The following is a 26,657-nucleotide window of genomic DNA, read 5'->3' as shown; positions in this document are numbered from 1 at the left end:
GAAACCGGGCATGAATCGTTTGGTCGTGGCGGCCTGCGCCGCTCTGATCGCTCTTGGCGGGGCTGTGTCCGCCTCCCAGGCCCAGACTCGCGCCGCCGTCTCCACCGGCGCGGGGCCGCAGATGGTCAACCTGCCGCGCGGCACCTCGTTCGCGGTCGATCTGCCGGCCGACGCGCGCGACGTGATCGTGTCCAATCCGCAGGTGGCCGAGGCCATGCTGCACTCCCCGCGACGTATCACCGTGATCGGGATCGCCGCCGGTGAAACCGACGCGGTCTTCCTGGATGCGACGGGCCGCACCATCCTGGCGCTGCGCGTGCGCGTGGACGCCGGAACAAGCGCGCTTCAAGACACGCTGAGCCGCGTCGCCCCAGGTGCGAACATCCGCGCCGAGGCCGTCAATGACAGCATCATCCTGACCGGCACGGCCGCCAGCCCGGCTGAGGCCCAGCGCGCCGCCCAGGTGGCCCGCGCCTTCGTCTCGGCGCCGGAAAAGCTGGTCAACATGATCAGCGTCGCCGGTTCGGACCAGGTGACTCTGAAGGTCCGCGTGGTCGAGGTGCAGCGCTCGGCGATCAAGCAACTGGGCTTTGACACACAGGCGGTGATCGGTCGGATCGGCGACACTCAGTGGTTGCTGGGCAATGCCGCCACCTGGGGCGTCAACGGGTCGCTGTTGGGTGGGATCATTGGCGGTGTGGCGCGCGACACGACTAAGAACTATCAGATGATGGCGCCCTGCGGCGGCGCCTTCCCCGAAGGCGCCATGTGCCCCCACACGGTTCATGGCGGCGCCCCGGGGGACCCCTCGAATTGGGACACGGCTCAGCCGGGCACCGGTCCTGGATCGGATGGCCTGAACAAGGGTGAGGCGACGATCAAGGCTTTCGAGCGCGTTGGCCTTGTTCGAACCCTAGCCGAACCAAACCTGACGTCGGTCAATGGCGAGGCCGCCAGCTTCCTGGCGGGCGGCGAGTTTCCCATTCCAACCGGGCGGGACCGCGAAGGTCAGATCTCGGTCGAATACAAGCCCTATGGCGTGGGCTTGTCGTTCCGTCCCGTCGTACTCAGCGGAGGCCGCATCAGCCTGCAGGTCAAGGTCGAAGTGTCCGAGCTGACGCCCAGCGGCGGCCTGACCATCGGCGCGGGCACGGCGTCCTCCATTACCTTGCCGGGCCTAACGGTTCGCCGCAGCGAAAACACCATCGAAATCCCTTCGGGCGGCTCGATGATGATCGCTGGTCTGTTGCAGGAAACCACACGTCAGTCGGTGGATTCCCTGCCGGGCATGACCAACCTGCCGGTGCTGGGCCAGTTGTTCCGTTCGCGGGACTATCTGATGGGCGAGACCGAACTGGTCGTCATCGTCGAGCCCTATATCGTCAGCCCGACCTCGCCGGGGCGGATGCAGACGCCTGCTGACGGCCTGCGCATCGCCCAGGACGCCCAGACCATCTTCTTCGGCCAACTGAACCAGGCCTACGGCTCGCCCGCCCCCTCTGCTCAGGCAGGATGGCAGGGGCCGGTCGGCTATGTGATCGAGTGAGCGCGATGATCGCCAAATCCTTCCTCACCCTGTCCTCGACCCTGGCGCTTGGCGGCCTGCTGCTGACCGGCTGCGCGGGCGGCCCGGCCAGCCTGGGCGGCGAGCCGCCGCTGACGCCCCTGTCGCGCTACAGTCTGCAGGTCGAGCCGGGCATGGATCGCATCGCCCTGGCCGTGCACGAAACGGGATTGTCCGCTAACCAGCAGGCGGCCCTGGCTGACCTGGTGCAGCGCTTCGCCATCGAGGGCGCGCCGACCCTGGTGGTCGAGGCGCCGGCCGGCGGCGATCCGGTTTCCAACCAGGCGGCGTGGAACGTCAAGGCAGGCCTGGTGGCCGCCGGCGCGCCGGACCATCTGATCCGCGTGGTCGGCTACAACGGCCCCGATCCGCGTGCGCCGATCCTGGCCGGGTTTGAAACCGTTCGCGCCGTCGTGCCGCAGTGCGGAACCCAGTGGGGCAGCCTGACCCGGACAGGCGACAATCAGTCGGCCTCGAATTTCGGCTGCGCCGTCAACGCCAATCTGGCGGCCCAGATCGCCAACCCGCGCGACATCGTCACGCCGCGCGCCATGACGCCGCCGGACGCCCAACGCCGCGCCGTGGTGTTCGACCGCTACGGCAAGGGCGAGACGACGTCCTCCGCCCGCGAAGCCCTCGTCGCGGGGACGCGTATCTCTGACGCGGTGGATTGATTGACATGAGCAAGCCTTTCGCCACACAGGATTTCGACGCTCTGGACGCGTTTGACATGGACGACGAGTTCATCGATCCCGCCACGCCCTCGCGCCCGCCCTCGCCCTTCGCCCCCATGCCGGGGGCGGCGGCCGCGCCGGAGACCGCGATCGGCGAGGCCTACAACCCGGTGGGCAAGCTGGTGGCGGAGACCGAAACGGCGGTGGCTGCCGCCGTCATGTCGCCGGCTGTTTCGCCCATGGTTCCGGATGAGATCCTTCCGGCCTATCCCACCGAGGAAACCGCCGTGGTGTCGGCCGGCCTGGCGTCCTATGAGCCTGCCGGTCTGCCTGTGGCGTCGAGCGGGGCGGTCGAGGTGTCGATTCCGCGCATCGCCGTGCATGTCTTCGCTGAACGTCAGGACACCTTGGCGTCCGCCGAGCGGGCCGGTCAGGATCGGCGCATGGCGCGGGCCACGACTCAGATCCGAATCGGCGGGGTCGCCGCCGCCATCGAGGCCTACCAGTCGGAGCCGACGCCGCCCCTGATCGTCGTCGAGAGCATGAAGGACGCTCAGACCCTGCTGGCCGAGATCGACCAACTGGCCGAGGTCTGTGACGCGGGAACCAAGGTGGTCATCATCGGGGCCGCCAACGACATCCTGCTGTTCCGCGAGTTGATGCGACGCGGCGTCAGCGAGTATCTGGTCGCGCCGGTTCAGCCCCTGCAGTTGATCTCAGCCATTGGCGGCCTGTTCGCCGACCCGGCCCAGCCCTTCGTTGGTCGCTCCATCGCCTTTGTCGGGGCGCGCGGCGGGGCCGGGGCCTCGGCCGTGGCCCACAACACCGCCTACGCCATGAGCGAGCGGATCGGCGTCAACACCGTCATCGTCGACTATGACCTGCCGTTCGGCACCGCCGGTCTGGACTTCAATCAGGACCCGCTGGGCGGCGTCGCCGACGCTCTGAGCCAGCCGGACCGACTGGACGCCACCCTGCTGGACCGGATGATGGTCCGCTGCACCGACAAGCTGAGCCTGTTCGCCGCGCCCGCCACCCTGGACGGCGACTGGGACATCCAGCCGGACGCCTTCGAGGAAGTCACCAGCCGCATCCGGTCAACCGCGCCCTTCGTGGTCCTGGACCTGCCGCACCTGTGGTCGGGCTGGATGCGCAAGACCTTGATCTCCGCCGACGAGGTGGTGATCGTGGCGACGCCGGATCTGGCCAGCCTTCGCAACGCCAAGAACATGATCGATCTGATCAAGCAGGGCCGTCCCAATGACGCCCCGCCGCGTCTGGTCCTGAACCAGGTCGGGGTGCCGGGCCGTCCTGAGATCCCGGCCAAGGATTTCGGCGCCGCCCTGGGCGTCCACCCCAGCCTGATCATTCCTTTTGACGCCAAGGTGTTTGGCTCGGCCGCCAACAATGGTCAGATGATCGTGGACGCGGGCGCCAAGACCAAGGCGGCGGAAGCCTTCGAGACCCTGGCCCAGATCGTGTCGCGTCGCGAACTGCCGACCGCGCCCATGAAGGGCAAGCCGGCGGCGCCGACGGGCGCGTCGGCCAAGAAGGGCGGCTCGATCCTGGCGTCCCTGTTCAGCAAGAAGCGCTGAGTTCATGTTCGGCAAGCGCACAGCTCAGCCTGGCGTCGCGGTTGCTCCGCGACCCGCTCCGGCGCCGGCCCCGGCGGTCGAGGCGCGTGTGCTTGAACCCGTCGACGCCTTCTCTCTTGAGGAATTGGAAGGGACGGCCGCCCCGATCGCCGAGGGCGTGGATCGGCTGGACGCTCTGGCCGCTCGCCCGCAGCCCAAGGCCGCCGCACCGACACCCGGCGGGCCGGTCAAGGGACCGCGCGCCACGGCGGGTCTCGAACAACTGAAGAAGGCTCAGGCGGTCGCTGAGATCGTTCGCGAGCAGTCCGACTATTATCACGCGACGAAGACGACCATCTTCAACGCGCTGATGAACACCATCGACCTGTCCCAGCTGGCCCAGTTGGATCAGAAGGCGGCGTCCGAGGAAATCCGCGACATCGTCGCCGAGCTGGTGGCGATCAAGAACGTCTCCATGTCGGTGGCCGAGCAGGAGCACCTGGTTCAGGACATCGTCAACGACGTCCTTGGCTACGGTCCGCTGGAGCCGCTGCTGGGGCGGGACGACATCGCCGACATCATGGTCAATGGCGCCGGACGCGTCTTCATCGAAGTCGCGGGCAAGGTCCAACTGACCAACGTCCGCTTCCGCGACAACACCCAGTTGATGAACATCTGTCAGCGGATCGTGTCGCAGGTCGGCCGCCGCGTCGATGAATCCAGCCCCATCTGCGACGCCCGCCTGCCCGACGGGTCGCGTGTTAACGTCATCGCCCCGCCCCTGGCGATCGATGGTCCGACGCTGACCATTCGTAAGTTCAAGAAAGACAAGCTGACGATGAAGAATCTGGTGGAGTACGCCTCCATCAGTCCCGAGGGCGCGCGCGTCCTGGGCGTCATCGGCGCGGCGCGATGCAATCTGGTCATCTCGGGCGGGACGGGCTCGGGCAAGACGACCCTGCTGAACACCCTGACGGCCTTCATCGACCCGACCGAACGCGTCATCACCTGCGAAGACGCCGCCGAACTGCAGTTGCAGCAGCCCCACGTGGTGCGTCTGGAAACCCGTCCGCCGAACCTCGAAGGCCAGGGCCAGATCACCATGCGCGATCTGGTCAAGAACTGTCTGCGGATGCGCCCTGAACGCATCATTGTCGGCGAGGTCCGGGGGCCTGAGGCCTTTGACCTGTTGCAGGCCATGAACACCGGCCACGACGGCTCGATGGGGACGCTGCACGCCAACTCCCCGCGCGAGGCCATCAGCCGGATGGAATCGATGATCACCATGGGCGGCTACGGCCTGCCGTCCAAGACCATCCGCGAGATGATCGTCGGCTCGGTCGACGTCATCATCCAGGCCGCCCGCCTGCGCGACGGCTCGCGCCGCATCACCCACATCACCGAGGTCGTGGGTCTGGAAGGCGACGTGATCGTGACCCAGGACCTCTTCGTCTATGAGATCACGGGCGAGGACGCCCACGGCAAGATCACCGGCCGTCATCGCTCGACCGGCATCGCCCGTCCCCGCTTCTGGGACCGCGCCCGCTACTACGGCCTCGAGCGTGAACTGGCCGAAGCCCTGGACGCGGCGGAGTAGGGCCTGATGCTTCCCATTCTCGCGGCCTTCCTGGCCTTCATCATGATCGGCGGCGTGGGCTGGGTTCTGGTCAGCGGCGACGACGGTTCGAGCCAGGCGGTGAAGCGCGCCAAGACCATCGGCGCCGCGCGGGTCGATACGGCCAGCAAGCGCGCCGCCGCAGCCAATACGCCTGAGACGCGACGCAAGCAGATCCTGCAGCAACTGCAGGAAGTCGACCGCCGCGACCGCAAGGCCCGCATGACCATGAGCGCCAAGCTCAAGCAGGCCAATCTGTCGATGAGTCTGCGGACCTTCATCATCATCAGCGTGATTCTGGGGCTGATCAGCACGCTCGTCGCCTTCGTCGTCGGCCTCAATCCGATCCTGGCCCTGGGCGTCGGCGTGGCCATGGGGCTGGGCCTGCCGCGCTGGATTGTGAGCATGAAGGGCAAGAAGCGGATGAAGAAGTTCTCGCTGGCCTTTCCTGACGCCGTCGACATCCTGGTGCGCGGCATCAAGACGGGGCTGCCGGTCCACGACTGCTTCAAGATCATCGCACGCGAAAGCCCCGAGCCCTTGGGTCCCGAGTTCCAGCGGCTGGTCGAAGGCCTGGGGGTCGGCCTGACCCTGTCCCAGGCTCTGGACAAGATGTTCGAGCGGATGCCCGTCCCCGAGCTCAAATTCTTCGCCATCGTCATCGCCATTCAGCAGAAGAGCGGCGGCAATCTGGCCGAGGCCCTCGGCAACCTGACCGCTGTCCTGCGCGCCCGGCGGATGATGAGCGAGAAGATCAAGGCCATGTCGTCCGAAGCCATCGCCTCGGCGGGCATCATCGGCTCGCTGCCGCCGGTGGTGATGGTCCTCGTGATGATCGCCGCGCCAGCCTACATGCTGCTGCTGTTCACCGACATCCGCGGTCAGGTCATGCTTCTGGGGTGCGCGGTCTGGATGGCCTGCGGCATCTTCGCGATGAAGCGCATGATTTCGTTCAAGTTCTGAGGAGAGCGTCGTGAACGGCTTCATGCATTTCATCACCGACCCGCAGAACCTGCTGAGCATCGGCGTAGGCGTGGCCGTCTTCGCCAGCGTCCTGACCCTGCTCAACTCCTTCATGGGCGGCGAGCGGCTGGACAAGCGGATGAAGGCCGTCGCCGAGCGGCGCGACGAGTTGAAGCGTCGTTCGCGCCAGGCGATGAAGGGCGGCGTCGGATCGACAACGACCACGCTGCGTCACTCGGACGAAGGCTTCAAGAAGCGCGTTGTCGACCGCCTGAACCTGATCAAGCTGCTGGAAGACCCCAAGGTCGTCGAGAACATGGCCCAGGCCGGGTTCCGCGGGCCCAAGCCCCTGACCACCTTCTACTTCTTCCGCTTCGCCACGCCCTTCCTCTTCATGGTGCTGACGGCGCTCTATCTGTTCCTGGTCAACGACCTGGGCATGAACCTGACGCTGAAGCTGTGCGCCCTGGTGTTCGCGGCGGCGGCCGGCTTCTACGCGCCCAACGTCTATCTTTCGAACCGCATTGCTTCACGTCGCCAGTCGATCGTGGCGGCCTTTCCCGACTCGCTGGACCTGCTGCTGATCTGCGTTGAATCCGGCATGTCGATCGAGGCGGCGATCCAGAAGGTCAGCCAGGAGGTCGGCAGCCAGTCGATCGAACTGGCCGAGGAACTCAGCCTGCTGTCCGCTGAGCTCAGCTATCTGCCCGAACGCCGCATGGCCTATGAGGGCATGGCCAAACGCACCAATCACCCCGGCATCAAGTCCGTGGCCACGGCCATGACCCAGGCCGAGACCTACGGCACGCCGCTGGGTTCGGCCCTGCGTATCATGGCCAAGGAAAACCGCGACCTGCGTCTGTCTGCGGCTGAGAAGAAGGCGGCCGCGCTGCCGGCCAAGCTGACCGTGCCGATGATCATCTTCTTCCTGCCGGTGCTGTTCGTGGTCATCCTGGGCCCGGCCATCATCAACATCATGGATATGATGAAGGGCGGCGCGGGCATGGGCTGATCAGCCCTCGGCGGCGCGCCTCAGGGCCTCGGCGATGTCTTCATAGGCGCTGCGGATGCTCTTGCGGTGCTTGTCGTGGAACAGTTCGCCGCGCAGGCCCGAGAAGATGACGCCGTTGGAGACGATGCAGTTGCCGCGCTCCAGCTCTTCGATCTCGTAGTAGCGGATGGCGTTGAACATGAAGCCGCGCTTTTCGGCCCAGACCAGTTGGGAATAGGGCTGCCAGTCGCCCAGGCGGGCCTGGACCTGACGCTCGGCCATGCCGGGCAGGGCCTCGGTCAGGCTGATGCCCGCGCCGAAGGCCAGGGCGCCCGTCACCCCGGTCTCATAGGGGTTCCAGGTGTGCCAGTTCTCGAGATCCGAAAGGATCTCCCAGATGCGGTCCGACGGCGCATGCACGCCGATACGCTTCTCGATACGGGTCGTGTCCATGATCTGCCTCTGACACGGCTTTTCGACTTTAGGAAGTCGTCTCGATCGGAGCTGCGTTCGGCAGGGACGGTTTGAGACGCCGGCCGTCGTCCAGGCCCAGGCGCGCCTTGACCTCGAACAGGTCGGCGCCGGCGGGCACGACCAGCAGTTCCTCAGGGCGTCGGGCATTGACCGCCACGACCGCATTTTTCGGGCAGACGTCGAAACAGTCGGCGCCGACCACGGCCAGGTCGGCCTTGCGGCCCTTGCCCGCATGCAGATAGCGGCGCAGCGCCTTCTTCAGGGTCTTGTCGCCATCGGGGCCGAAGCCGCCGTCCAGCTTCTTGGAGCATTTGCGGCACACCAGAACCACCTCGTTCCAGCGGGTCTTCGACACCTTGAAGGGTTTGGGCGTCTTGCTCATGGCCCGAAGATCGGCGTTCGCGACGGCTTGCACAAGCGGCGTTCGCTCGCGCAACATGATCTTCACAAAGGGGAGTCCGTCATGACCATTCGTTGTCGCCTGACCGTCGCAGCCGTCGTCGCTGCGGTCCTGTCGGGGGCGAGCGCCGCCGCCGCCCAGGTCCCCGCCGCTCGCGTCGAGACGGCGGTGGAGCGGGTCATGCCCGAGGTCGTCGCCTGGCGCCGCGACCTGCACCAGCACCCCGAACTGGGTTTCGCCGAGACACGCACGGCGGGCGTGGTCGCCGACCATCTGCGCGGGCTGGGTCTGGAGGTTCGCACCGAGGTGGGCAAGACCGGCGTGGTCGGGGTGCTGCGCGGGGCGAGGCCGGGTCGCACGGTCGCTCTGCGCGCCGACATGGACGCCCTGCCGGTCAAGGAGGCGACGGGGCTGGCCTTCGCCTCGACCGCGACGGGAACCTATATGGGCGAGACCGTGCCTGTGGCCCACGCCTGCGGCCACGACGCCCACGTCGCCATGCTGATGGGCGCCGCCGAGGTGCTGGCGGGCATGAAGGATCAGATCAGCGGAACCGTCGTCTTCATCTTCCAGCCGGCCGAGGAGGGCGCGCCTCCGGGCGAACGTCTGGGCGGGGCCGCCCTGATGATCGAGGAGGGGGCATTAAAGGACCCGGCGCCCGAGGCCATCTTCGGTCTGCACGTCGTGCCCGGCGTTCCCGGAACCATCTTCTATCGACCGCAGGGTTTCATGGCGGCCTCGGACCGGGTCGACATCGTCCTGCATGGCAAGCAGACGCACGGGGCCTGGCCGTGGAAGGGGATCGACGTGATCGCCGCCGCCGCCAATGTCGTCCAGACGGTCAACACCCTGACAGCGCGCACCATCGACCCGACGACGACGCCGACCGTCTTCACCATCGCCACGATGGATGCGGGCGTGCGCTACAACATCATCCCCGACGAGGCGCGCCTCAGCGGCACCCTGCGCACCTTCGACGTGGCCCAGCGCGATGCCTTGGTGGCGCGGGCCGAAGCCGCCATCGACAACGTGGCTGAGGCCTATGGCGCCACCGCTGACTTCGCCGTGAAGCAAAACGCGGCCCTGGTTTTCAACGACGAGGCCCTGTCCGCCTGGCTGGCGCCGGTGCTGGAAGAGGCGGCGGGGTCGGGCAAGGTCAACCCGGCCACGCCCCCGACGACGGTGGCCGAGGACTTCAGCTATTTCCAGCGCGCGGTTCCCGGCGTCTTCTATCACCTGGGCGGCAGTCCGGACGGCGTCGATCCGGCGACCGCGGCCCCCAATCACTCGCCGCAGTTCGACGTGAACGAGAAGGTTCTGCCGCTGGGCGTGAAGGCTCACGTCTTCAGCGCCCTGCGCTTCCTGGAACGGCCTGAAAACTGATTGTTTCTGTTTATCAAGGGGTAAGCATGCGGGCGCATCCTCGCCATTCCTGACGAGAGGTCCGCCGATGTCGCGCCTGCCGATCAATCTGCCGTCCGCCGCGCCGCTGCGTCCTGCGCGCAGTCGTCTGCGTGACGCGGTCTTCTTCTGCATCTCCTTTGCGGCGGTCTTCCTTGCCGCCCTGCTGGCGATGGACCTGCTGCTGGGGTAAGCCGGAGGTCCGATTTCAGGAGGCCTCCCCATGATCACCCGCATCCAGCCCGGCGCCCGCATGAGCGAGGCCGTCATCCACGGCAATACCGTCTATCTGGCCGGTCAGGTCGGCGAGCCGGGCGACGACGTCACGACCCAGACCAGGACCACCCTGGCCGAGATCGACGCCCTGCTGGCCCAGGCCGGCACCGACAAGTCCAAGATCCTGATGGCCACCATCTGGCTGGCCGACATCGCCGATTTCGAGGCCATGAACGCCGTCTGGGACGCCTGGGTCGATCAGGCCAATCCGCCCGCCCGCGCCACCAGCGAAGGCAAGCTGGCCTCGCCCGAATACCTGGTCGAGATCATCGTCGTGGCGGCGCTCTGATGGCGCTAGACAAGGACAGCGAACTGGAGCGGTTCAAGGCGACCCGCGTCACCGCCCTCTACCGCCTCGACCTGATCGAGAAGGGCGCGCAGATCACCTATGAAGACGGCACGCCCGTCGATATGAAGTCGGAAGCCCAGCGGCTCAAGGATCAGGTCGCCGACATGGACCGCCGCATCGCCCGTCTGGAAGCGGCGGGCGAGGCCTAGTTCGCCGCCTCGCGGCCGGGCAGGTCCAGAAGGGCGGCGATGCGCGCCAGCTTGTCCGGGTTGCGGGTGATGAAGATGTCGAGGATGCGCCCGTCCTCGATGGCCAGGGCCGTCGTCTGCAACACCCGACCGCGCTCCAGGCTGACATAGCCGGGCAGGCCGTCGATCCACATGGGCCGGATCATCTCATAGGCCTCGGCGCCGTATTTGCGGTTCAGCCCGGCGAAGAGGCGCAGCAGTTTGCGGGCGCCGTGGATCGGGTTGTGGAAGGCGATCACCTTGCCGCCGCCGTCGGCTCTCAGGGTCGCCCCTTCCGCCAGCAACGCGCCCAGGGCCGCCAGGTCGCCGGATCGCGAGGCGTCGAAGAAGGCGCGGGCGATCCGTTCGCCCTCCTCGGGCGCGACGGCGTAGCGGGGACGCGCTTCCTGCACATGGCGGCGGGCGCGGCTGGCCAGCTGGCGCACCGAGGCGGGATCACGCTCCAGCGTCGCCGCCACCTCGTCGAAGCCGACCTCGAACACGTCGTGCAGCAGGAAGGCGGCGCGTTCCAGCGGCGACAGCCGCTCCATGGCCGTCATCAGCGACAGGGTCAGGTCGTCGGCGAAAGACTCCGCGTCCGCCTCGGGGCCAGTGATCAGGGGCTCGGGCAGCCATGATCCGACATAGGTCTCGCGTCGGACGCGGGCCGATTTCAGCAGGTCCAGCGCCAGCCGCGTCGTGGTCCGCGTCAGCCAGGCGGCGGGCTCGCGGATCTCGGCGGGATCGACCCGGCTCCACCGGAGCCAGGCCTCCTGCACCACGTCCTCGGCCTCGGCCAGGGAGCCCAGCATACGGTAGGCGAGGCGCGCCAGCCGGGGCCGGTGCGCCTCGAAGACGTCGGTGGCGGGGTCAGGCCGCGACACGCGCCGGTTCCGCCGGGTGGGCCAGCCGGAAGCCGACCGCCAGCCGGTTCCACACATTGATCGCCCCGATGGCGAAGGTCAGGTTGACCTGTTCGCTCTCGCTGAACTCGGCCTTCAGGGCTTCATAGTCGGCGTCCGGGGCCTGGGTCTGTTCGATCCGGGTCAGGCTCTCGGCCCAGGTCAGGGCGGCGCGCTCGCGCGGGGTGTAGAGCGAGGACTCGCGCCAGGCGGCCAGCAGATGCAGCCGCACCTCGCTCTCGCCGGCCTTGCGGGCGTCATTGGTGTGCATGTGCAGGCAGTAGGCGCAGCCGTTGATCTGCGAGACGCGGGTCTTCAGCAGCTCCAGCAGGCTGTGCTCCAGACCGCTGGCGCCGATGGTCTGCTCCAGCTTGATCATGGCCTGATAGGCGTCGGGGGCGGCCTTGAAGGGGCTGTTGGCGATACGCGGGGTCATGTCATCTCTCCTCGGCGCCTGATTGCGCGTCGCCTCCATGACGAGACAGGCCGCCCGCCTGTGACATGACCCGTCGAATTAAGTTTCCAGCCGCTCGAACACTGTGGCGATGACGGCCTGATAGGCGTCGGTCAGGGCGCGCAGTTCGGCCTCGGGCACGCGCTCGTCGATCTGGTGCATGGTCTGGCCGACCAGGCCCAGCTCCAGCACCGGGCAGAGCGAGCGGATAAAGCGGGCGTCGGAGGTGCCGCCGGTGGTCGAGGCCTCGGGGCGGCGGCCCAAGGTCGCCTCGACCGCGTCCTGCACCGCCGTGACGAAGACGCCGGGCTCGGTCAGGAAGGCTTCACCCGAGCACATATGCTCCAACTCGATCCGCAGCCCGGTCTCGGCCTGGACCAGACCCGCCTCGCGGTTCAGCCAGTCGATCAGGCCGTCGCCGGTATGGGTCGGGTTGAAGCGGATGTTGAGCCGCGCCTTCGCCTCGGCCGGGATGATGTTGGTCGCCGGATTGCCCACGTCGATGGTGGTGATCTCGAGGTTGGACGGCGGGAACTCCGGGTAGCCCTCATCCAGAATGTGGGCGTCGAGACGCGCCAGAAGCTTGGCCACGACCGGCGCAGGATTGGCGGCGCGGTCGGGATAGGCGACATGGCCCTGTTTGCCGTGGACGGTGATCCAGGTGTTCAGCGAGCCGCGCCGTCCGACCTTGATCATGTCGCCGAGGTGGTGGGCCGAGGATGGCTCGCCGACCACGCAGGCGTCGATGACCTCGCCCTCGGCGGCCAGAGCCTCGACCACCCGCTTGGTGCCGTGCAGGGCCGGGCCTTCCTCGTCGCCGGTGATGAGGAAGGAGAGGGAGCCGGGCACGTCGCCCTCAGCCAGAATGCGCGAGACGGCGGCGACCCAGGCGGCGATGCCGCCCTTCATGTCCACGGCGCCGCGGCCATAGAGGATGCCGTCGCGGGTCTCGCCCTCGAACGGGGCGGCGGTCCAGGCGGTCAGGTCGCCGGTCGGCACCACGTCGGTGTGGCCCGCAAAGCAGAGGTTGGGCGAGGCCGTCCCGCGGCGGGCGTAGAGGTTCTCGATCCGGGCGTCGTGGCCGACCCCGCTGGGCCCCTCGAACACCATGCGGCGGCAGGTGAAGCCGAGCCCGGTCAGGGTGCGTTCCAGCACGTCCATCGCCCCTTCGTCGGCGGGGGTGACGGAGGGAATGCGGATCAGGTCGCGGGTCAGTTCGACAGGATCGATGACGGAATGTGATGCGGCGCTCATGGGCTCTATGCTTTAGGCATATCCCGCACCCGCGAGAAGGCCCGAAACCGTGCCGAAGATCGACATCGACAATGCACCGACCGGCCACGGGACCGGATACCCCCAGGAGTTCGCTGCTCCGTGCAAGCCGCGACGGCGCTGGCGGTTGGGCGACGCGGTCGGTCTGGACCAGTTCGGGGTCAACCTGCTGCGCCTGCCCGCCGGGGCCTGGTCCAGCCAGCGTCACTGGCACAGCGCCGAGGACGAGTTCGTCTGGGTGGTCGAGGGCGAGGTGGTCCTGATTGAGGACGATGGCGAGACGCGGCTGGTCGCGGGCGACTGCGCCGGTTTCAAGGCGGGCGTGCCGAACGGCCACAAGATCGAGAACCGTTCAGAGCATGACGCTGTCCTGCTGGAGGTCGGTTCGCGCCGTCCGACCGAGGACGCCTGCGACTATCCCGATATCGACATGATCCTCCCCAAGGGCGCCGACCGCTACTTCCATCGCGACGGAACCCCCTATCCGAAGACGCCCAGAAGAACGTGACCACAGACAGCATCGACACCGCCCCGACGGTCCCGCCCCAGCCGCCCTTGCCGCCCGAGTCTCATGACGACGGCCCGTCCAGTCCCTGGGCCATTCGCGATTTCCGCCTGTTGTGGGTCGGACGCGTGGCGGCGGTTCTGGGCATCCAGATCCAGTCTTCGGCCCTGTTGTGGCAGGTCTATGAGATCGCCCGGCGCGACCATCCGATCGCCGAGGCCAGCCTCTATCTGGGTCTGGTGGGCCTGTGTCAGTTCCTGCCGCTGCTGGCCTTTACACTGCCCGCAGGGGCCATGGCCGACCGGCGTGACCGCAAGCACACCGTGACCCTGTCCATCGTGGTGGAGAGCCTGTGCGCCCTGGCCTTCCTCGCCATGGCCCTGCACGGCTCGCCGCCCTTGTGGGGGTTGCTGGCGGTGGCCGCCGTCTTCGGCGCGGCGCGGGCCTTCCTCGCCCCGGCCAGTCAGGCCTTCCTGCCCATGGTGGTGGGGCGCAAGGCCCTGCCGCCCGCCATCGCGGCCCAGTCCATCGCCTTCCAGACCGGAGCCATCGCCGGGCCGGCGCTAGGCGGGGTCATCGTCGGCTTTGCCGTGCCCTGGGCCTACGCCTCGGCCATGGCGCTGTTCTTTGTGGCCATCGCCTGCTTCCTGCTGATCCGCACCAAGGGCAAGCCGCAGTTCGTCGAGACGGGCGTGGGCCCGCTGGAGCTGGTCAAGGAGGGTCTGTCCTATGTCTGGAAGACCAAGATCGTGCTGGGCGCCATCTCGCTGGATCTGGTGGTGGTGCTGCTCGCGGGCGTGGCCCTGCTGACGCCGATTTTCGCGCGCGACATCCTGCATGTGGGTCCGCAGGGGTTCGGCCTGCTGCGCGCCTCGTTCGGGGTGGGGGCCCTGCTGGTGGCCCTCTATCTGAGCCGCTTCCCCATCGTGAAACATGGCGGGCGCTGGATGTTCGCGGCCGTGGCGGTGTTCGGCCTGTCCACCCTGACGTTCGGCCTGTCGCACTGGGTCTGGCTCAGCGCCCTGGCCCTCTTCATCGGCGGCGGGGCGGACATGATCAGCGTCAATATTCGCCAGACCCTGATCCAGCTGGCCACGCCCGATCATATGCGCGGGCGGGTGTCGTCGGTGTCCATGCTGTTCATCGGCGCCTCGAACGAGCTGGGCGAGGCCTATTCGGGGGTCATGGTGCGTCTGCTCGGCCCTGTCGGCGCGGCGGTGTTCGGCGGCGTCGGCGCCCTGGCCGCCACCGGCATCTGGGCCAAGGTTTTCCCCGGCCTGAGGAAGGCGAACAAGCTGACCTGACGGTCGGCCCTTCTCTGGCGGGAGAAGGGCCTCTGCCCCATCAGTTCTTGGCGGGGACCCGAGTGTCCGTGGTCGGATCGACAGCGCCGGGCCGGCCTTCGGCGGCGGCCTGGGCCTGATTGTCTTCCAGCTTGTCGGCGACCTTGCCGGCGCCGTCCTCGACGGCCTGGGCCGCCTTCATGGCGCCGGACTCGACCACTTCGCCGGTCTGGGCGGCGACGTCGGCGGCCTTGTCGCCGGCGACTTCGGCATTGGCCTCGGCCTTCTGTTGTTCGGCCTGGGTGCAGGCGGCGGCGCCGAGCGCCAGGACCGAGGCGGCGGCGATCGTCAGGATGCGGATGCGCATGGGATGTCCCCCTTCTTGCGTTGAACCTTGGCGGTAAACGCAATTGCGCGATGGGGGTTGCCTCGCGGTCCTAGTCCAGATCCACCGGCAGGGTCTGGCTGGCCAGCAGCCGCTCGGTGGTGGCCCAGTGATCCGGCCCCTGACCCTCGACCCAGGCCTGCACCATGTCGCGGCCCAGACCGTAGTTGATCACATAGCTGCGGTAAGTCTCGATGAAGCTCAGCCGCTGGTTCGCCCGGTCGCGCGCCACCAGACTATATTTCTGCAACTGGTCCAGCGCCGTTTCGCGGTCGATGCGCCCCGTCAGATAGGCGTCGGCCACGGTGTATTCCGCCCGCCCCAGTTCGCGCGTCAGGGCCAGAAGCTGCGTCTGGGCTTCGGCCGTCGCCGGGTCGAGCCCGGCCAGCGGATAGAGGACGCGTTTTTCAAAATCGGTGCGCTCATGGCCGGGGAAGGCCAGGTCGATGCCGTAGTTGGCGCTGCCCTCGGCGATAAAGGACATGGGGCTGAACAGGGGATAGACGCTCATCTCGACCCAGCCCTTTTGTTCCACAAAGGTCTGTTCCAGCAAGGCGTTATAGACGTGGTGGCCGGGATAGCCCTCATGGCAGCCCAGATCGACGGCGCGATCGATATAGATGGGCAGGTCGGTGTTGACCTGGATCAGGCTGAAGGCATTGCCCTTGTACCAGTTGTAGCCCGACCACGGCTTGTTGTTGACGAACTCCAGCGTGAAGGTCTCGTTGGCGGGCAGGGTCATGTGCCGCTCGGTGCGCGCCTTGCACTCGGCAATCGCGGCCCGCATCACCGGCTCCAGCTTATCCTTGGGAATGACGTAGCGGGCGCGGAACGCCGCGACCCGGTCGGCCAGCGGCCCCTCGCCGGGGATCAGGGCGTCGATGCGCGCCAGCACAGGATCATAGGACGACAGCGGACGCAGTTCCGGACGCACCCCGAACAGGGCCTCGGCCTCGTCGGCGAAGCTCATCTTCTCGCCGCCCAGCATCCGCAGACGCGCCGAGGCCGCCGAAACATGGGCCGACAGATAGGCGCGGCGTTGCCGACTTTCGGCGTCCAGACCGGCGGTCGGCAGGGCGTCCAGTCGCCGGGTCAGGGCGGTCGCGCCCTCGGCCAACTGGGGCAGGGCGCGCGGATGGGCCTTGGCCGTCTCGGCCCATTCGGCTGGGCCGTAATAGGCGTCGACATAGCCCGGCTCGCGCTCGCCGATTTCCAGCGTCAGGGCGACATAGTCGCGCGCCACAGCGTCCAGGCTGTCCGCCGCCGGTTTCGGCGTGGCGGCGCAGGCGGCCAGAAGGGCGCCGGCCGTCAGGGCCGCGATGTTGGAAACGCGCATGGAAACTCCCTCTCTCCGACCGCGAGGCTAGGCCTTTGCAGCTCTTGAGCCAAGCCGCGCCCAAGAAGGCGTCCCGTCGAGATTCAGGGATTGAGGCCGCCCGGCCCATGCTGTAAGCACCGCCGTCCGGCTCTAGAGCCGCAGACGCACCCGTAGCTCAGCTGGATAGAGTGCTGCCCTCCGAAGGCAGAGGTCACAGGTTCGAATCCTGTCGGGTGCGCCATCTTCCTTGCCGGTCCGGTCATCTCGCGGCCCGTTGATGCGCGGGCTCAGAGATACTTCATCCACCATTGCGAACTGCGGCGCTTGACCTCGCCGAACCAGCGGCAGGCGAACGCACTGGGGACAGCGACGATCAGCGCCAGCAGCCAGATCCAGCCGACGCTTGGCAGGCTGAAGACTTCGCCCTGGTTGGGGCCGAACACCGCAAGCGCGCCCAGATTGAGCAGGTGCAGGCCGTAGAGGTGGATCAGGTAAAAGAACAAAGGCGCGCCGCCGAAGACGGCGAGAAGGCCGACCAGTCGACGCGGGGCTCTCTCCAGTCCTGCCAGCAGCAGGGCGCCGACGCCTAGCGTCACCAGAAGGAAGTCCGCTGAGGGCGGATACTTGGTCAGGTTGAGCACGCTCATGGCCGTGCGCAGCAGATCGGGCTGCACGCTCCATGGGTGATCGCCATAGAGGTTGATGGTCCTCAGGACGGCGAACAGTCCCAGCATGGCGACGCCGAGAACGACCAGGCGGCGGCGTCGCGTGGCGCCGTCGGCGACAAACCAGGGGCCGATGCCATACCCCAGGGCGATGACGCCGATCCATGGCAGCAGGGGATAGGAGGTCCGCGCCTGCCCGCCCCATGGCAGGTCAATGTAGCCGCGATCATGCAGCACGGCCCAGACGGCGTGGCCGGGGGCACCTTCGGCTACCGTGATCGGATCGAGAAAATTGTGTCCCAGCATGATGACCAGGCCGAGCGTGATCAGCGCGCCGCGTGGCAGATGGACCAGGGCCGCCAAGGCGATCATCGACAGGCCGATGACCCAGATGACTTGCAGAAAGACGGTGGTGGGCGTCAGGGAGAAGGTCCAGGCGAATGTGACCAGAGTCAGCTCCAGCCCGATCAGGAACAGGCCTCGCTTGAACAGAAAGGCCGAGGCCGCCGGGGCGCCGCCCTTTTTCGACGCGTAGAGCCAGGCGCTGAGCCCGGTCAGGGCCACGAAAATGGGCGCGCAAAGATGCGCTGTCATCCGGGTGAAGAAGAGGACCGGAGCGGTCGCCGTGACATCCATCGGGTCCGAGACCTGGGCGTGGATGAAGAAGAACTCACGCGCATGATCGACCAGCATCAGCAGCATGACCAGGCCGCGCAGGGCGTCGATGGACTGAATGCGGATGGAGGGCGCGGCGGTCGAGGGGGCGGCTGGTGGTGTCATTCGGCTGTGCGTAAATGATATGAAATAACATTACAAATTATCGACGACCTCATTTGACGTCCCTGGCGCGGCGCCCGATGAAGGCCGTGTGAGCCAGCCAGTCCTTCCCGTCCGGCGCCTGCCAAAAGGCCGTCTGCCCGCGCCGCCGCCCGGGCGGGGGCGCATCGAAGGCTTCTCTGACATCCGCTTGAGCGTTGAACAGGCCGAGGCTTCGTTGGAGGCCGCGGCGGATCGGTTGTCGCTGCCGCGTTCGGGCTGGTCGTCGGGACGGTTCGACATGCTGGCCATTTCCGGCGGGGCGGCGGGCGGGGCTTACGGCGCCGGTGCTCTGGTCGGTCTGACCGAGGCCGGGGCGCGGCCGGAGTTCGCCCTGGTGACCGGGGTCAGCACCGGCGCTCTGATCGCGCCCTTCGCCTTTCTGGGAGCGACCTGGGACGAGCGTCTGGCCGACGCTTATGTCGGCGGACACGCCGCTGACCTGTTGAGCCTGCGCCGCCTGGCCTCGACCTTTACCGGCGGCCTGTTCCAGGGTGAGGCCCTGGACGGCCTGATCCATCCCTTTGTCGATGAGGCCCTGATCGACGCCGTGGGGGCCGAGCACGCGCGGGGGCGGCGGCTTCTGGTGGCGACGACCGATCTGGACAGCCAGCGGTCCTGCATCTGGGACATGGGAGCTATCGCCTCGCACGGCGGCGAGCCGGCCGTGGGCCTGTTTCGCGAGGTTCTGGCCGCCTCCGCCAGCCTGCCGGGCCTGTTCCCGCCGCGTCGCATCCCCTGCGAGGTTGATGGCGACAAGTTCGAGGAGATGCACGTGGACGGCGGGGTCGCTGCGCCTCTGTTCCTGATGCCCGAGGGCCTGCTGCGCTGGAACCGGCTGGGACGACGACTGCATCGCGGCCGGGTCCATGTCCTGGTCAATACGGTGCTGGAGCCGGAACCGCGCACCACGGCGCCGAATGTGGCGGCGGTGCTCACCCGCAGCTTCGACGCCATGTTGCGGTTTTCCTATCGCCAGGCCCTGGGGACGGCGACGACCTTCTGCGCGGCGCAGGGCCTGCCGATCAGCGTCGCCTCCATCCCCGACGCCCCGGATCAGGGCGGGATGCTGAGCTTTGACACCGCCACGATGCAGCGCCTGTTCGACGCCGCGCGCGAACGGGCGCGGGCGGGCGAGCTGTGGCGCTCGCCGGTGGCCGAGCGGCAGGGGCTTCAGGGCCTGATGGATCGGCTGCGGCCGCGCGGATAGCCTTGATGCGGCGCTTCGCCAGGCGCATGGAAAAGGTTCTCCTCCCCAAGACTTCCAAGGCCCCGATGACCGACGCCGAAAAGATTCCTGCTCAGCTTCCCGAAGGCCAGCCTGTCGGCCGCGTCATCGCCATGCCCGCCGACACCAACCCCGAGGGCGACATCTTCGGCGGCTGGCTGCTGGCCCAGATGGACCTTGCGGGCGCGACCCCGGCCTTTGAGCGCGCCAATGGTCGCTGCGCCACCGTGGCCCTGGACGGCATGGTTTTCCACCAGCCGGTTTCGGTTGGCGACGAGGTCTCGATCTACGCTCGCGTCGTCCACACCGGCCGCACCTCGATCCGGGTTCATGTCGAGGCCTGGAAGCGTTCGCGCGGCCAGCCCGAGGCCCAGTCGGTGCGCGTGACCGAGGGCGTCTTCACCTATGTGGCTATCGATTCCGACCGCAAGCCGCGCGCCTTGCCGGCGATCTGAGCCTCTTCGCATACGGGTGCGGCGCCGGGACAAGACCAAGCGCCGCACTCGGTAATTCTTGACGTTTGACCGCTTGCACCCTACCTGCGGGCCATGGCTATTCGTCGCATCCTGACCATCGATAACGCCGCCGACCTGGCGATCCTCAAGGCCGTCTCCCCGCCCGTCGAAGGCGGCGTGACCGACGCGCTGCGCGCCCTCATGGACGACATGCTGGAGACCATGTACGCTGCGCCGGGCATCGGCCTGGCCGCCGCCCAGATAGGCGAGCTGAAGCGCGTCGTGGTCATGGACCTGGGCGACAAGGTCGTCGAGGGCCAGCCGGACGAGCCGGAAACCGAGGAAGACGCCCTGGCGCGCCGCAACCCACGCTACTTCGTCAACCCGGAGGTCGTCTGGGCCTCGGACGAGATGTTCTCCTATGAGGAGGGCTGCCTGTCGGTGCCGGAATATTTCGACGCCGTCGAGCGCCCTGCCCGCGTCCGCGTCCGCTATATGGACTACACGGGCCAGCAGATCGAAGAAGAGATCGAGGGTCTCTACGCCGTCTGTTTCCAACACGAACTGGACCACCTGAACGGCGTCCTCTTCATCGACCACCTGTCGCGCCTGCGCCGTGAACGCGCCGTGGCCAAGGTCAAGAAGAACGCAAGGCTCGCCGCCTGATGGCCCGCAAGACCACGATCATCGACCCGCGCGGTCGTCGCCGCCTGACCCGCAACCAGAAGGTCGGCGCCGCCAGTCTGGCCACCATCGTCGCCGTCGCCGCTGTCGGCGTGGTGGCGGGCTTGCTGCTGGATCGTCTGCTCGATTTCGACGACGCCCTGGATGCGGGCGGCGAGTGGGACGAGGGCGGCGGCGTCTATACGCGCTGGATGTAATCCGCCCCACGGTCTAAAGGCGGGACCATGCGCCTAGCCTTCATGGGAACTCCCGACTTCGCCGTGCCGTCACTGGCCGAGCTGATCGCCTCGGGACACGAGATCGTCGCCGTCTATTCGCAACCGCCGCGCCCCAAGGGCCGGGGGCAGAAGCTGACGCCGTCGCCGGTTCACGCCTTCGCCGAGGCCATGGGCCTGCCGGTCTTCACGCCCGAGAGCATGAAGGCCCCTGAGGCCATCGACACCTTCCGCAGCCTGGAACTCGACGCCGCCTGCGTCGTCGCCTACGGCCAGATCCTGAAACCTGACGTGCTGGAGGCGCCCCGTCTGGGCTGCTTCAACCTGCACGGTTCGCTGCTGCCGCGTTGGCGCGGGGCCGCCCCGATCCAGCGCGCCATCATGGCCGGCGACCGCCAGACCGGCGCCCAGATCATGCGAATGAGCGAGGGCCTGGACGAAGGCGCGATCATCCTGTCCGAGGTCATGGACATCTACGCCGACGACACCGCAGCCTCGCTTACCGAACGCATGGCCCATTTGGGCGCCGCCCTTTGGCCCCGCGCCCTGGCGGCCATCGAGCGCGGCGGCTTCACCGAGACCGAGCAGACGGGCGAAGCGACCTACGCCAAGAAGATCACCCCCGCCGAGGCCCGCATCGACTGGACGCGCCCGGCCGCCGAGGTGGACGCCCATATTCGCGGCCTGTCGCCCTTCCCCGGCGCCTGGTTCGAGGTTCAGGCCGACGGCGAGCCGGTGCGCATCAAGGCCCTGATGTCGGCGTTGGCAGACGGTCAGGGCGCGCCCGGTCAGGTGCTGGACGATGCCCTGACCGTGGCCTGCGGAACCGGCGCGGTGCGTCTGAGCCGCGTGCAGCGTCCCGGCAAGGCGGCGCAATCCGCCGAAGAGATGCTGCGGGGCTTCCCGGTTCCGGCCGGAACCCAGCTCGGCTGATGCCCCGCTACCGCTTCACCGTCGAATACGACGGCTCGGCCTACAACGGCTTTCAGGCCCAGAGGGGCCAACCGACGGTGCAGGGCGCCATCGAGACGGCGGTGACGGCCTTTTCCGGCCAGACCGTGCGCATCGCCGCCGCCGGGCGCACCGACACCGGCGTCCACGCCACGGGCCAGACCTGCCACGTCGATCTGGACAAGGATTGGCCGGCGCGGACGGTGATGAACGCCCTGAACGCCCATCTGATGCACGAGGCGGTGGCGGTGCTGGACTGCGCCCCCGTCAGCGACGACTGGCACGCCCGCTTCACCGCCAATGGGCGAAAGTATCTGTATCGCATCCTCAACCGGCCGGGCCGCCCGGCTCTGGATCGAGGCCGGGTCTGGCACGTCAAGAAGCCGCTGGACGCCGAGGCCATGCAGGCGGCGGCGCAGAGCCTGATCGGCCTGCACGACTTCACCACCTTCCGCGACGCCCAGTGCCAGTCGGCGAGTCCGGTCAAGACGCTGGACGTGGCCCGCGTCAGCCGCGTCGGAGAGGAAGTGCATCTGGTGTTCGAGGCGCGCAGCTTCCTGCACCGTCAGGTGCGCTCGATGGCCGGCAGTCTGGCCGAGGTCGGGCTGGGCCGCTGGGCCGAGTCCGACCTAGCCGACGCCCTGGCCGCCAAGGATCGCGCGCGCTGCGGCGCGGTGGCGCCGTCAGACGGTCTTTATTTGACGGGCGTCACCTATGAGGCCGAGGCCTGACCTCAGCGCTTGAAGAGGCCGCCCAGGGCGCCGCCGATGCCGCCCGGCAGGTTGTTCAGCAGACCGCCGAGCAGGTCGTCGGCGCCCTCGGCCGAACCGTTCGGCGTCAGGCGATCGACGGCTTCCGGCAGCAGGCCGGCCAGGGTCTCGCTGGCCTGTTCCGGCGAAATGCCCAGTTTGGCGGCGAAGTCGGCGATGGGGCCGGAGCCGAGCACCGAGGCGATCTGCTCGGCCGAGATGCCGGTGTTGCCGCCCTTGCCGATCCACGAGGCCGCCACGTCGCCCAGGCCGTTCTGGCCGAATTTCTCGACCAGACCGCCGACGCCGCCCTGACCCTTCAGCAGGTCAGACAGGCCGCCCGCAGCGTCGTCGCCGAGGCCGCCGAGCACATTATCCAGAAGTCCCATGGTCGTTCTCCGAGTTGAAGCCGGCAGTCTGAGGGAACGAGGCTACGCTTTTGTGGCGGGATCGCAAACGATCGCAAACCCGCCGACGGCGCGGCCCTTAGTTGCGGGCCGAGTTGGAGCTGGACGTCACGGCCTGGCCGGCGGCTTCCAGATCGCGGCCGACGCCGGCGACGGTGTTGCAGGCGGCGGTGGTCAGGGCGGCGGCGATGACGCCGAGGACGATGAGCTTGCGCATGGAGATTTCCCCGAGAAAAGGCGATTGAGCGCTTCAACGTGAAGCTTGGCCACAAGGTTGCATGGCCAATTCATCCTTCAATCTGCTAACGGCGAAACCATGACGCAAGCTCCCGACACCGCCGCCCGCCGTCTGGTCGACACCCTCGTGATGAACGGGGTCGACAAGGTCTTCTGTGTGCCGGGCGAGAGCTATCTCGCCGTGCTCGACGCCCTGGCCGATGTGCGCGACCGGATCGAGGTCATCGTCTGCCGCCATGAGGCCGGCGCCGCCAACATGGCCGAGGCCTATGGCAAGCTGACGGGCAAGCCCGGCGTCTGCATGGTCACGCGCGGACCGGGCGCGACCCACGCCTCGATCGGCGTGCATACGGCGCATCAGGACTCCACGCCGATGATCCTGTTCGTTGGCCAGATCGCCCTGACCGACCGGGGCCGCGGCGCCTTCCAGGAGGTCGACTACCGCGAGGTCTTTGGCGGTCTGGCCAAGTGGGCGACCGAGATCGAAAGCCCTGAACGCACCGTCGAGGTGGTCGAACGCGCCTTCGCCACCGCCCTGCAAGGCCGCGTGGGCCCGGTGGTCGTGGCCCTGCCCGAGAACATCCTGCATGACGCCGGCGGCCCCGCCCCGGTGCGCCCGGTGGTCGCCGCCAAGGCCGCGCTGGACCCGGCCTTTGTCGAGCAGGTGCGCGAACGCCTGTCGCGCGCTGAACGCCCGATGCTGATCCTCGGCGGTTCGGGCTGGAGCGACGCCGCCACCGACGCGATTTCCGCCTGGGCCGAACGCCTTGGCCTGCCGTTGGCCCTGTCGTTCCGCCGCAAGGACCTGATCCGCAACGACCATCCCGGCTATGCGGGCGACCTCGGCCTTGGCCCGAACCCCAAGCTGGTGGCGCGGGTCAAGGCCGCTGACCTGTTGCTGGTGATCGGCGCCCGCATGGGCGAGAACCCGACCCAAGGCTACACCCTGCTGGACCGCAGCAAGACCGCCGAGACCCTGATCCACATCCATCCGGGGGCTGAGGAACTGGGCCGCGTCTGGGCGCCCGCCCTGGCGGCGGCCTCTGACAATTCTCTGGCCGCCCTGGCCCTGTCGGCCATCGATCCGGGCCGCGTCTGGAGCGATCAGGGCGCCGCCGCTCACGCCGACTTCGTCGCCTTCTCTTCGCCGATCGAAGTGAAGAGCGCGGTCAACATGAGCGAGGTCATCGCCCATCTGGCTGAGGCCTTGCCGGAAGACGCCATCCTGACCAATGGCGCGGGCAATTTCGCCGCCTGGCTGCACCGCTTCCACCGCCATCAGGCCCGGCGGACCCAACTGGCTCCGACCTCCGGCGCCATGGGCTATGGCTATCCGGCGGCGCTGGGGGCCAAGGTGGTTGATCCGTCGCGCGAAGTGGTTTGCATCGCCGGCGACGGCGACTTCATGATGAGCGCCAATGAAATGGCCACCGCCGCCCAGTACGGCCTGGGCGTCATCGTGGTGGTCGTGGACAACGGCACCTTCGGCACCATCCGCATGCACCAGGAGCGGGAATACCCCGCCCGCGTCATCGCCACCGAGCTGAAGAACCCCGATTTCGTCAAATACGCCGAGGCCTTTGACGCCTTCGCCGTGCGTTGCGAGACGACCGAGGACTTCCCGGCGGCCCTGACGGCGGCGCGCGCCGCTGCGGCGGGCGGTCGTCCGGCGCTGATCCACCTAATCACCGACGCCGAGCAGATCGCACCGGGCCGCACGATCACCGACCTGCGCGGGGCCTGACGCCTCTCTCCCTGCGGCGTCTGGCGGCTTGCGCCCGACGCCGACAGGGGGAACAGTGCCGCCTCGCAGTTCCGAGGGGGTTTCATGCGCCGTTTTCTGATCTCGTCCGTCGCCGTTCTGGCGCTTTGTGCCGCCGCGCCTGTCGCCATGGCCCAGACTGCGGCGCCCGCCACCATCTCGCCGCAGGCGCAAAGCGAGGACGCCCGCCTCGACGCCTTCTTCGAGCAGGCCTTCCAGGCGCGTATCGCGCTGAGCCCGCAGCAGATGACGTCGCTGGGGATCAAGACCGACTACGACAAGCTGGACGACGTTTCTGACGCCGCCGCCGCGCGCTCGCTGGCCCTGCAAGAGGCGCAACTGGCGCAGATGAAGGCCGAGTTCGATCCGGCCAAGCTCAGCGCTCAGAGCAGGATGTCCTGGCGTCTGTTCGAATACGGCGTGCAGCAGGCGCGCCTGTCGAACCAATGGCGCGACTGGAACTTCCAGTTCGCCGCCAACGGCAACCCGACCACCAGCCTGCCGGTCTTCCTCATCAACAACCATCGCATCAGCAGCGTCTCGGACGCCGAGGCCTATGTCTCGCGCATCACCGAGGCCGAGCGCTACATGGGGCAGGTCGCGACGACGCTGAAGGCGCGCGCCGCCGAGGGCGTGGTCTCGCCGCGCTTCGTGTTTGCGCCTTCGATCGAGAACACCCGCGCGGTCATCACCGGCGCCCCCTTCGATACTGGCGCGGACAACCCGGTCTGGGCCGATTTCCAGAAGAAGGTCGCCGCGCTCGAGGCCGATCAGGCGACCAAGGACCGGCTGCTGGCCTCGGCCCGCGCCGCCCTGACCGGCCCCTACAAGCAGGGCTTCGAAACGGTCCTGACAGCCTTGGCCGAGGTCCAACCGATGGCCGACAGCGACGCCGGTGTCTGGCGGCTGCCGAACGGCGAGGCCTATTACAACGCCCGCCTGCAGCTCTCGACCACGACGGACCTGACCGCCGACCAGATCCATCAGATTGGTCTGGACGAGGTGGCCCGCATCCAGCGCGAGATGGAGGTCATCAAGACCCAGGTCGGCTTTGACGGCTCGCTGCGGGACTTCTTCGTCTTCCTGAAGACCGATCCGCGCTTCCAGTATCCGAACACGCCGGAGGGCAAGGAGCAGTATCTGACCGACGCCCGCGGCTTCATCGCCCAGGTCATGGCGGTGGCGCCCCAGTGGTTCTCGACCCTGCCCAAGGCGGCGCTGGAGGTGCGCGCGGTCGAGCCCTTCCGCGAGGCGACGGCCTCGATCGCCTTCTACAACTCGCCGGCGCCCGACGGCTCGCGCCCGGGCATCTACTACGTCAACCTGTCGGACATGACCCAGGTGCTGAAGCCCCAGATCGAGGGCATCAGCTATCACGAGGGCGCGCCGGGGCATCACTTCCAGATCGCCTATGCCCAGGAGATCGAGGGTCTGCCGCGCTTCCGTCGCTTTGGCGGCTACGGCGCCTATGCCGAGGGCTGGGGGCTGTACGCCGAGCAACTGGGCAAGGAGATGGGCTTCTATCAGGATCCCTATTCCGACTTCGGCCGCCTCTCGACCGAGCTGTGGCGCGCCGTGCGTCTGGTGACCGACACCGGCCTGCACGCCAAGCGCTGGAGCCGCGAACAGGCGATGGACTACTTCCGCCAGAACTCCCTGCTGTCGGAGCGCGACATCGGCAAGGAGGTCGAGCGCTACATCACCAACCCCGGCCAGGCGACCAGCTACAAGATCGGCGAGCTGAAGATCGAGGAACTGCGCCACAAGGCAGAGGCGACCCTGGGCGACAGGTTCGACATCAAGGACTTCCACGCCGTCGTTCTGGGCTCCGGCTCGGTGCCGCTGGACGTGCTGGCCGACCAGGTCAACGCCTGGATCGCAGCGGGCGGCGGCAAGCCGGTCGCCTGAGGCTCGCCTTCGG

At 67.8% G+C, this 26,657-nt stretch carries 30 protein-coding genes and 1 tRNA gene; 21 read left to right on the top strand and 10 right to left on the bottom strand.

The genetic code is table 11. The annotated features are described in order from the left end of the window. Positions 1-10: 10 nt before the first annotated feature. Genes CQ039_RS14340 through CQ039_RS14315 form a run of 6 tightly spaced genes read left to right on the top strand, consistent with a single transcriptional unit; the run spans position 11 to position 7,402 of the window. Complete coding sequence (locus CQ039_RS14340) at positions 11-1,546, top strand: type II and III secretion system protein family protein (RefSeq protein WP_369831564.1); 1,536 nt, start codon at positions 11-13, stop codon at positions 1,544-1,546. A 5-nt stretch (positions 1,547-1,551) separates the two neighbouring features. Further along, positions 1,552-2,238 carry a CpaD family pilus assembly protein gene (locus tag CQ039_RS14335; RefSeq protein WP_105563712.1) on the top strand — a complete coding sequence of 229 codons (687 nt, stop codon included), beginning with the start codon at positions 1,552-1,554 and terminating at the stop codon, positions 2,236-2,238. A gap of 5 nt (positions 2,239-2,243) precedes the next feature. After that, complete coding sequence (locus tag CQ039_RS14330; protein WP_105563713.1) at positions 2,244-3,833, top strand: pilus assembly protein CpaE; 1,590 nt, start codon at positions 2,244-2,246, stop codon at positions 3,831-3,833. 4 nt (positions 3,834-3,837) lie between these two features. Beyond that, positions 3,838-5,409 (top strand): CpaF family protein, encoded by a 1,572-nt coding sequence (locus CQ039_RS14325; RefSeq protein ID WP_105563714.1) that lies wholly within the window; start codon positions 3,838-3,840, stop codon positions 5,407-5,409. 6 nt (positions 5,410-5,415) lie between these two features. Beyond that, on the top strand, positions 5,416-6,390 hold the full coding sequence (locus CQ039_RS14320; RefSeq protein WP_105563715.1) for a type II secretion system F family protein: 975 nt from the start codon (positions 5,416-5,418) through the stop codon (positions 6,388-6,390). A 22-nt stretch (positions 6,391-6,412) separates the two neighbouring features. Further along, positions 6,413-7,402, top strand: a complete 990-nt coding sequence (locus tag CQ039_RS14315; RefSeq protein WP_199183662.1) for a type II secretion system F family protein — start codon at positions 6,413-6,415, stop codon at positions 7,400-7,402. Here the strand turns inward: CQ039_RS14315 and CQ039_RS14310 are convergent, their stop codons facing one another. After that, positions 7,403-7,834 (bottom strand): SRPBCC domain-containing protein, encoded by a 432-nt coding sequence (locus CQ039_RS14310; RefSeq protein ID WP_105563717.1) that lies wholly within the window; start codon positions 7,832-7,834, stop codon positions 7,403-7,405. Between the two features lie 28 nt (positions 7,835-7,862). Continuing rightward, positions 7,863-8,237 (bottom strand): hypothetical protein, encoded by a 375-nt coding sequence (locus tag CQ039_RS14305; protein ID WP_105563790.1) that lies wholly within the window; start codon positions 8,235-8,237, stop codon positions 7,863-7,865. Between the two features lie 81 nt (positions 8,238-8,318). Here CQ039_RS14305 and CQ039_RS14300 point away from each other — a divergent pair, with 81 nt between their 5' ends. From CQ039_RS14300 to CQ039_RS14290, 4 genes are all read left to right on the top strand, one after another. Then, a complete protein-coding gene (locus CQ039_RS14300) occupies positions 8,319-9,638 on the top strand; it encodes an amidohydrolase (RefSeq protein WP_105563718.1) in 1,320 nt (439 codons plus the stop codon). A gap of 67 nt (positions 9,639-9,705) precedes the next feature. Continuing rightward, positions 9,706-9,849, top strand: coding sequence for a hypothetical protein (locus CQ039_RS16655; RefSeq protein WP_158256001.1), 144 nt, complete (start codon positions 9,706-9,708; stop codon positions 9,847-9,849). A gap of 30 nt (positions 9,850-9,879) precedes the next feature. Beyond that, on the top strand, positions 9,880-10,221 hold the full coding sequence (locus CQ039_RS14295) for a RidA family protein (protein ID WP_105563719.1): 342 nt from the start codon (positions 9,880-9,882) through the stop codon (positions 10,219-10,221). Further along, positions 10,221-10,430 carry a hypothetical protein gene (locus CQ039_RS14290; RefSeq protein WP_105563720.1) on the top strand — a complete coding sequence of 70 codons (210 nt, stop codon included), beginning with the start codon at positions 10,221-10,223 and terminating at the stop codon, positions 10,428-10,430. Before CQ039_RS14295 ends, CQ039_RS14290 begins: the two co-directional genes overlap by 1 nt. On the opposite strand, the gene CQ039_RS14285 is transcribed toward CQ039_RS14290, so the two are convergent. The 3 genes from CQ039_RS14285 to dapE all read right to left on the bottom strand — a co-directional run bounded on the left by CQ039_RS14285 (position 10,427) and on the right by dapE (position 13,058). Then, a complete protein-coding gene (locus tag CQ039_RS14285; protein WP_233190239.1) occupies positions 10,427-11,332 on the bottom strand; it encodes a sigma-70 family RNA polymerase sigma factor in 906 nt (301 codons plus the stop codon). The two genes, CQ039_RS14290 and CQ039_RS14285, sit on opposite strands and share 4 nt — an antisense overlap. Beyond that, positions 11,319-11,786 (bottom strand): carboxymuconolactone decarboxylase family protein, encoded by a 468-nt coding sequence (locus tag CQ039_RS14280; protein WP_105563722.1) that lies wholly within the window; start codon positions 11,784-11,786, stop codon positions 11,319-11,321. Before CQ039_RS14280 ends, CQ039_RS14285 begins: the two co-directional genes overlap by 14 nt. 78 nt (positions 11,787-11,864) lie before the next feature. Further along, complete coding sequence (gene dapE, locus CQ039_RS14275) at positions 11,865-13,058, bottom strand: succinyl-diaminopimelate desuccinylase (protein ID WP_105563723.1); 1,194 nt, start codon at positions 13,056-13,058, stop codon at positions 11,865-11,867. Positions 13,059-13,107: 49 nt separating this feature from the next. Between dapE and CQ039_RS14270 the strand changes: the two genes are divergently transcribed. Beyond that, positions 13,108-13,584 (top strand): cupin domain-containing protein, encoded by a 477-nt coding sequence (locus tag CQ039_RS14270; RefSeq protein WP_105563724.1) that lies wholly within the window; start codon positions 13,108-13,110, stop codon positions 13,582-13,584. A 47-nt stretch (positions 13,585-13,631) separates the two neighbouring features. After that, positions 13,632-14,885 carry an MFS transporter gene (locus tag CQ039_RS14265; RefSeq protein ID WP_105563791.1) on the top strand — a complete coding sequence of 418 codons (1,254 nt, stop codon included), beginning with the start codon at positions 13,632-13,634 and terminating at the stop codon, positions 14,883-14,885. Positions 14,886-14,925: 40 nt separating this feature from the next. Here the strand turns inward: CQ039_RS14265 and CQ039_RS14260 are convergent, their stop codons facing one another. Together CQ039_RS14260 and CQ039_RS14255 are read right to left on the bottom strand one after the other, a co-directional pair. Beyond that, positions 14,926-15,231 carry a hypothetical protein gene (locus CQ039_RS14260; protein ID WP_105563725.1) on the bottom strand — a complete coding sequence of 102 codons (306 nt, stop codon included), beginning with the start codon at positions 15,229-15,231 and terminating at the stop codon, positions 14,926-14,928. 70 nt (positions 15,232-15,301) lie between these two features. After that, positions 15,302-16,585 carry a hypothetical protein gene (locus CQ039_RS14255; protein ID WP_105563726.1) on the bottom strand — a complete coding sequence of 428 codons (1,284 nt, stop codon included), beginning with the start codon at positions 16,583-16,585 and terminating at the stop codon, positions 15,302-15,304. Between the two features lie 146 nt (positions 16,586-16,731). Between CQ039_RS14255 and CQ039_RS14250 the strand changes: the two genes are divergently transcribed. Next, a tRNA-Arg gene (locus tag CQ039_RS14250) sits at positions 16,732-16,808 on the top strand. Between the two features lie 46 nt (positions 16,809-16,854). On the opposite strand, the gene CQ039_RS14245 is transcribed toward CQ039_RS14250, so the two are convergent. Further along, entirely contained in the window at positions 16,855-18,012 is a 1,158-nt protein-coding gene (locus CQ039_RS14245; RefSeq protein ID WP_105563727.1) for a DUF1624 domain-containing protein, read from the bottom strand. 187 nt (positions 18,013-18,199) lie between these two features. Between CQ039_RS14245 and CQ039_RS14240 the strand changes: the two genes are divergently transcribed. The 6 genes from CQ039_RS14240 to truA all read left to right on the top strand — a co-directional run bounded on the left by CQ039_RS14240 (position 18,200) and on the right by truA (position 22,312). Then, positions 18,200-19,258 carry a patatin-like phospholipase family protein gene (locus tag CQ039_RS14240; RefSeq protein ID WP_233190240.1) on the top strand — a complete coding sequence of 353 codons (1,059 nt, stop codon included), beginning with the start codon at positions 18,200-18,202 and terminating at the stop codon, positions 19,256-19,258. 65 nt (positions 19,259-19,323) lie between these two features. Then, positions 19,324-19,731, top strand: a complete 408-nt coding sequence (locus tag CQ039_RS14235) for an acyl-CoA thioesterase (protein ID WP_105563792.1) — start codon at positions 19,324-19,326, stop codon at positions 19,729-19,731. A gap of 93 nt (positions 19,732-19,824) precedes the next feature. Then, a complete protein-coding gene (def, locus tag CQ039_RS14230) occupies positions 19,825-20,397 on the top strand; it encodes a peptide deformylase (protein WP_105563729.1) in 573 nt (190 codons plus the stop codon). Continuing rightward, positions 20,397-20,612: a hypothetical protein gene (locus CQ039_RS14225; RefSeq protein ID WP_105563730.1), complete on the top strand. Its 216-nt coding sequence runs from the start codon at positions 20,397-20,399 to the stop codon at positions 20,610-20,612. Before def ends, CQ039_RS14225 begins: the two co-directional genes overlap by 1 nt. Positions 20,613-20,639: 27 nt before the next feature. Next, the gene (gene fmt / locus CQ039_RS14220; protein ID WP_105563731.1) at positions 20,640-21,563 is read left to right on the top strand and encodes a methionyl-tRNA formyltransferase; all 924 of its coding nucleotides are present in this window, start codon (positions 20,640-20,642) and stop codon (positions 21,561-21,563) included. Further along, positions 21,563-22,312 carry a tRNA pseudouridine(38-40) synthase TruA gene (gene truA, locus CQ039_RS14215; RefSeq protein WP_105563732.1) on the top strand — a complete coding sequence of 250 codons (750 nt, stop codon included), beginning with the start codon at positions 21,563-21,565 and terminating at the stop codon, positions 22,310-22,312. Before fmt ends, truA begins: the two co-directional genes overlap by 1 nt. A gap of 2 nt (positions 22,313-22,314) precedes the next feature. On the opposite strand, the gene CQ039_RS14210 is transcribed toward truA, so the two are convergent. After that, positions 22,315-22,719, bottom strand: coding sequence for a YidB family protein (locus CQ039_RS14210; protein ID WP_105563733.1), 405 nt, complete (start codon positions 22,717-22,719; stop codon positions 22,315-22,317). A gap of 97 nt (positions 22,720-22,816) precedes the next feature. After that, on the bottom strand, positions 22,817-22,954 hold the full coding sequence (locus CQ039_RS14205; protein WP_105563734.1) for an entericidin A/B family lipoprotein: 138 nt from the start codon (positions 22,952-22,954) through the stop codon (positions 22,817-22,819). A 99-nt stretch (positions 22,955-23,053) separates the two neighbouring features. Here CQ039_RS14205 and CQ039_RS14200 point away from each other — a divergent pair, with 99 nt between their 5' ends. Both CQ039_RS14200 and CQ039_RS14195 read left to right on the top strand, forming a co-directional pair. After that, positions 23,054-24,718 carry a thiamine pyrophosphate-binding protein gene (locus tag CQ039_RS14200; RefSeq protein WP_105563735.1) on the top strand — a complete coding sequence of 555 codons (1,665 nt, stop codon included), beginning with the start codon at positions 23,054-23,056 and terminating at the stop codon, positions 24,716-24,718. 84 nt (positions 24,719-24,802) lie between these two features. Beyond that, positions 24,803-26,644, top strand: coding sequence for a DUF885 family protein (locus CQ039_RS14195; protein ID WP_105563736.1), 1,842 nt, complete (start codon positions 24,803-24,805; stop codon positions 26,642-26,644). Positions 26,645-26,657: the final 13 nt, after the last annotated feature.

It is taken from the genome of Brevundimonas sp. MYb52, assembly GCF_002979535.1.
Taxonomy (GTDB): Bacteria; Pseudomonadota; Alphaproteobacteria; order Caulobacterales; family Caulobacteraceae; genus Brevundimonas.
Note: the sequence above shows the minus strand (reverse complement) of the source record. Positions and strands in the feature narration are given on the sequence as shown.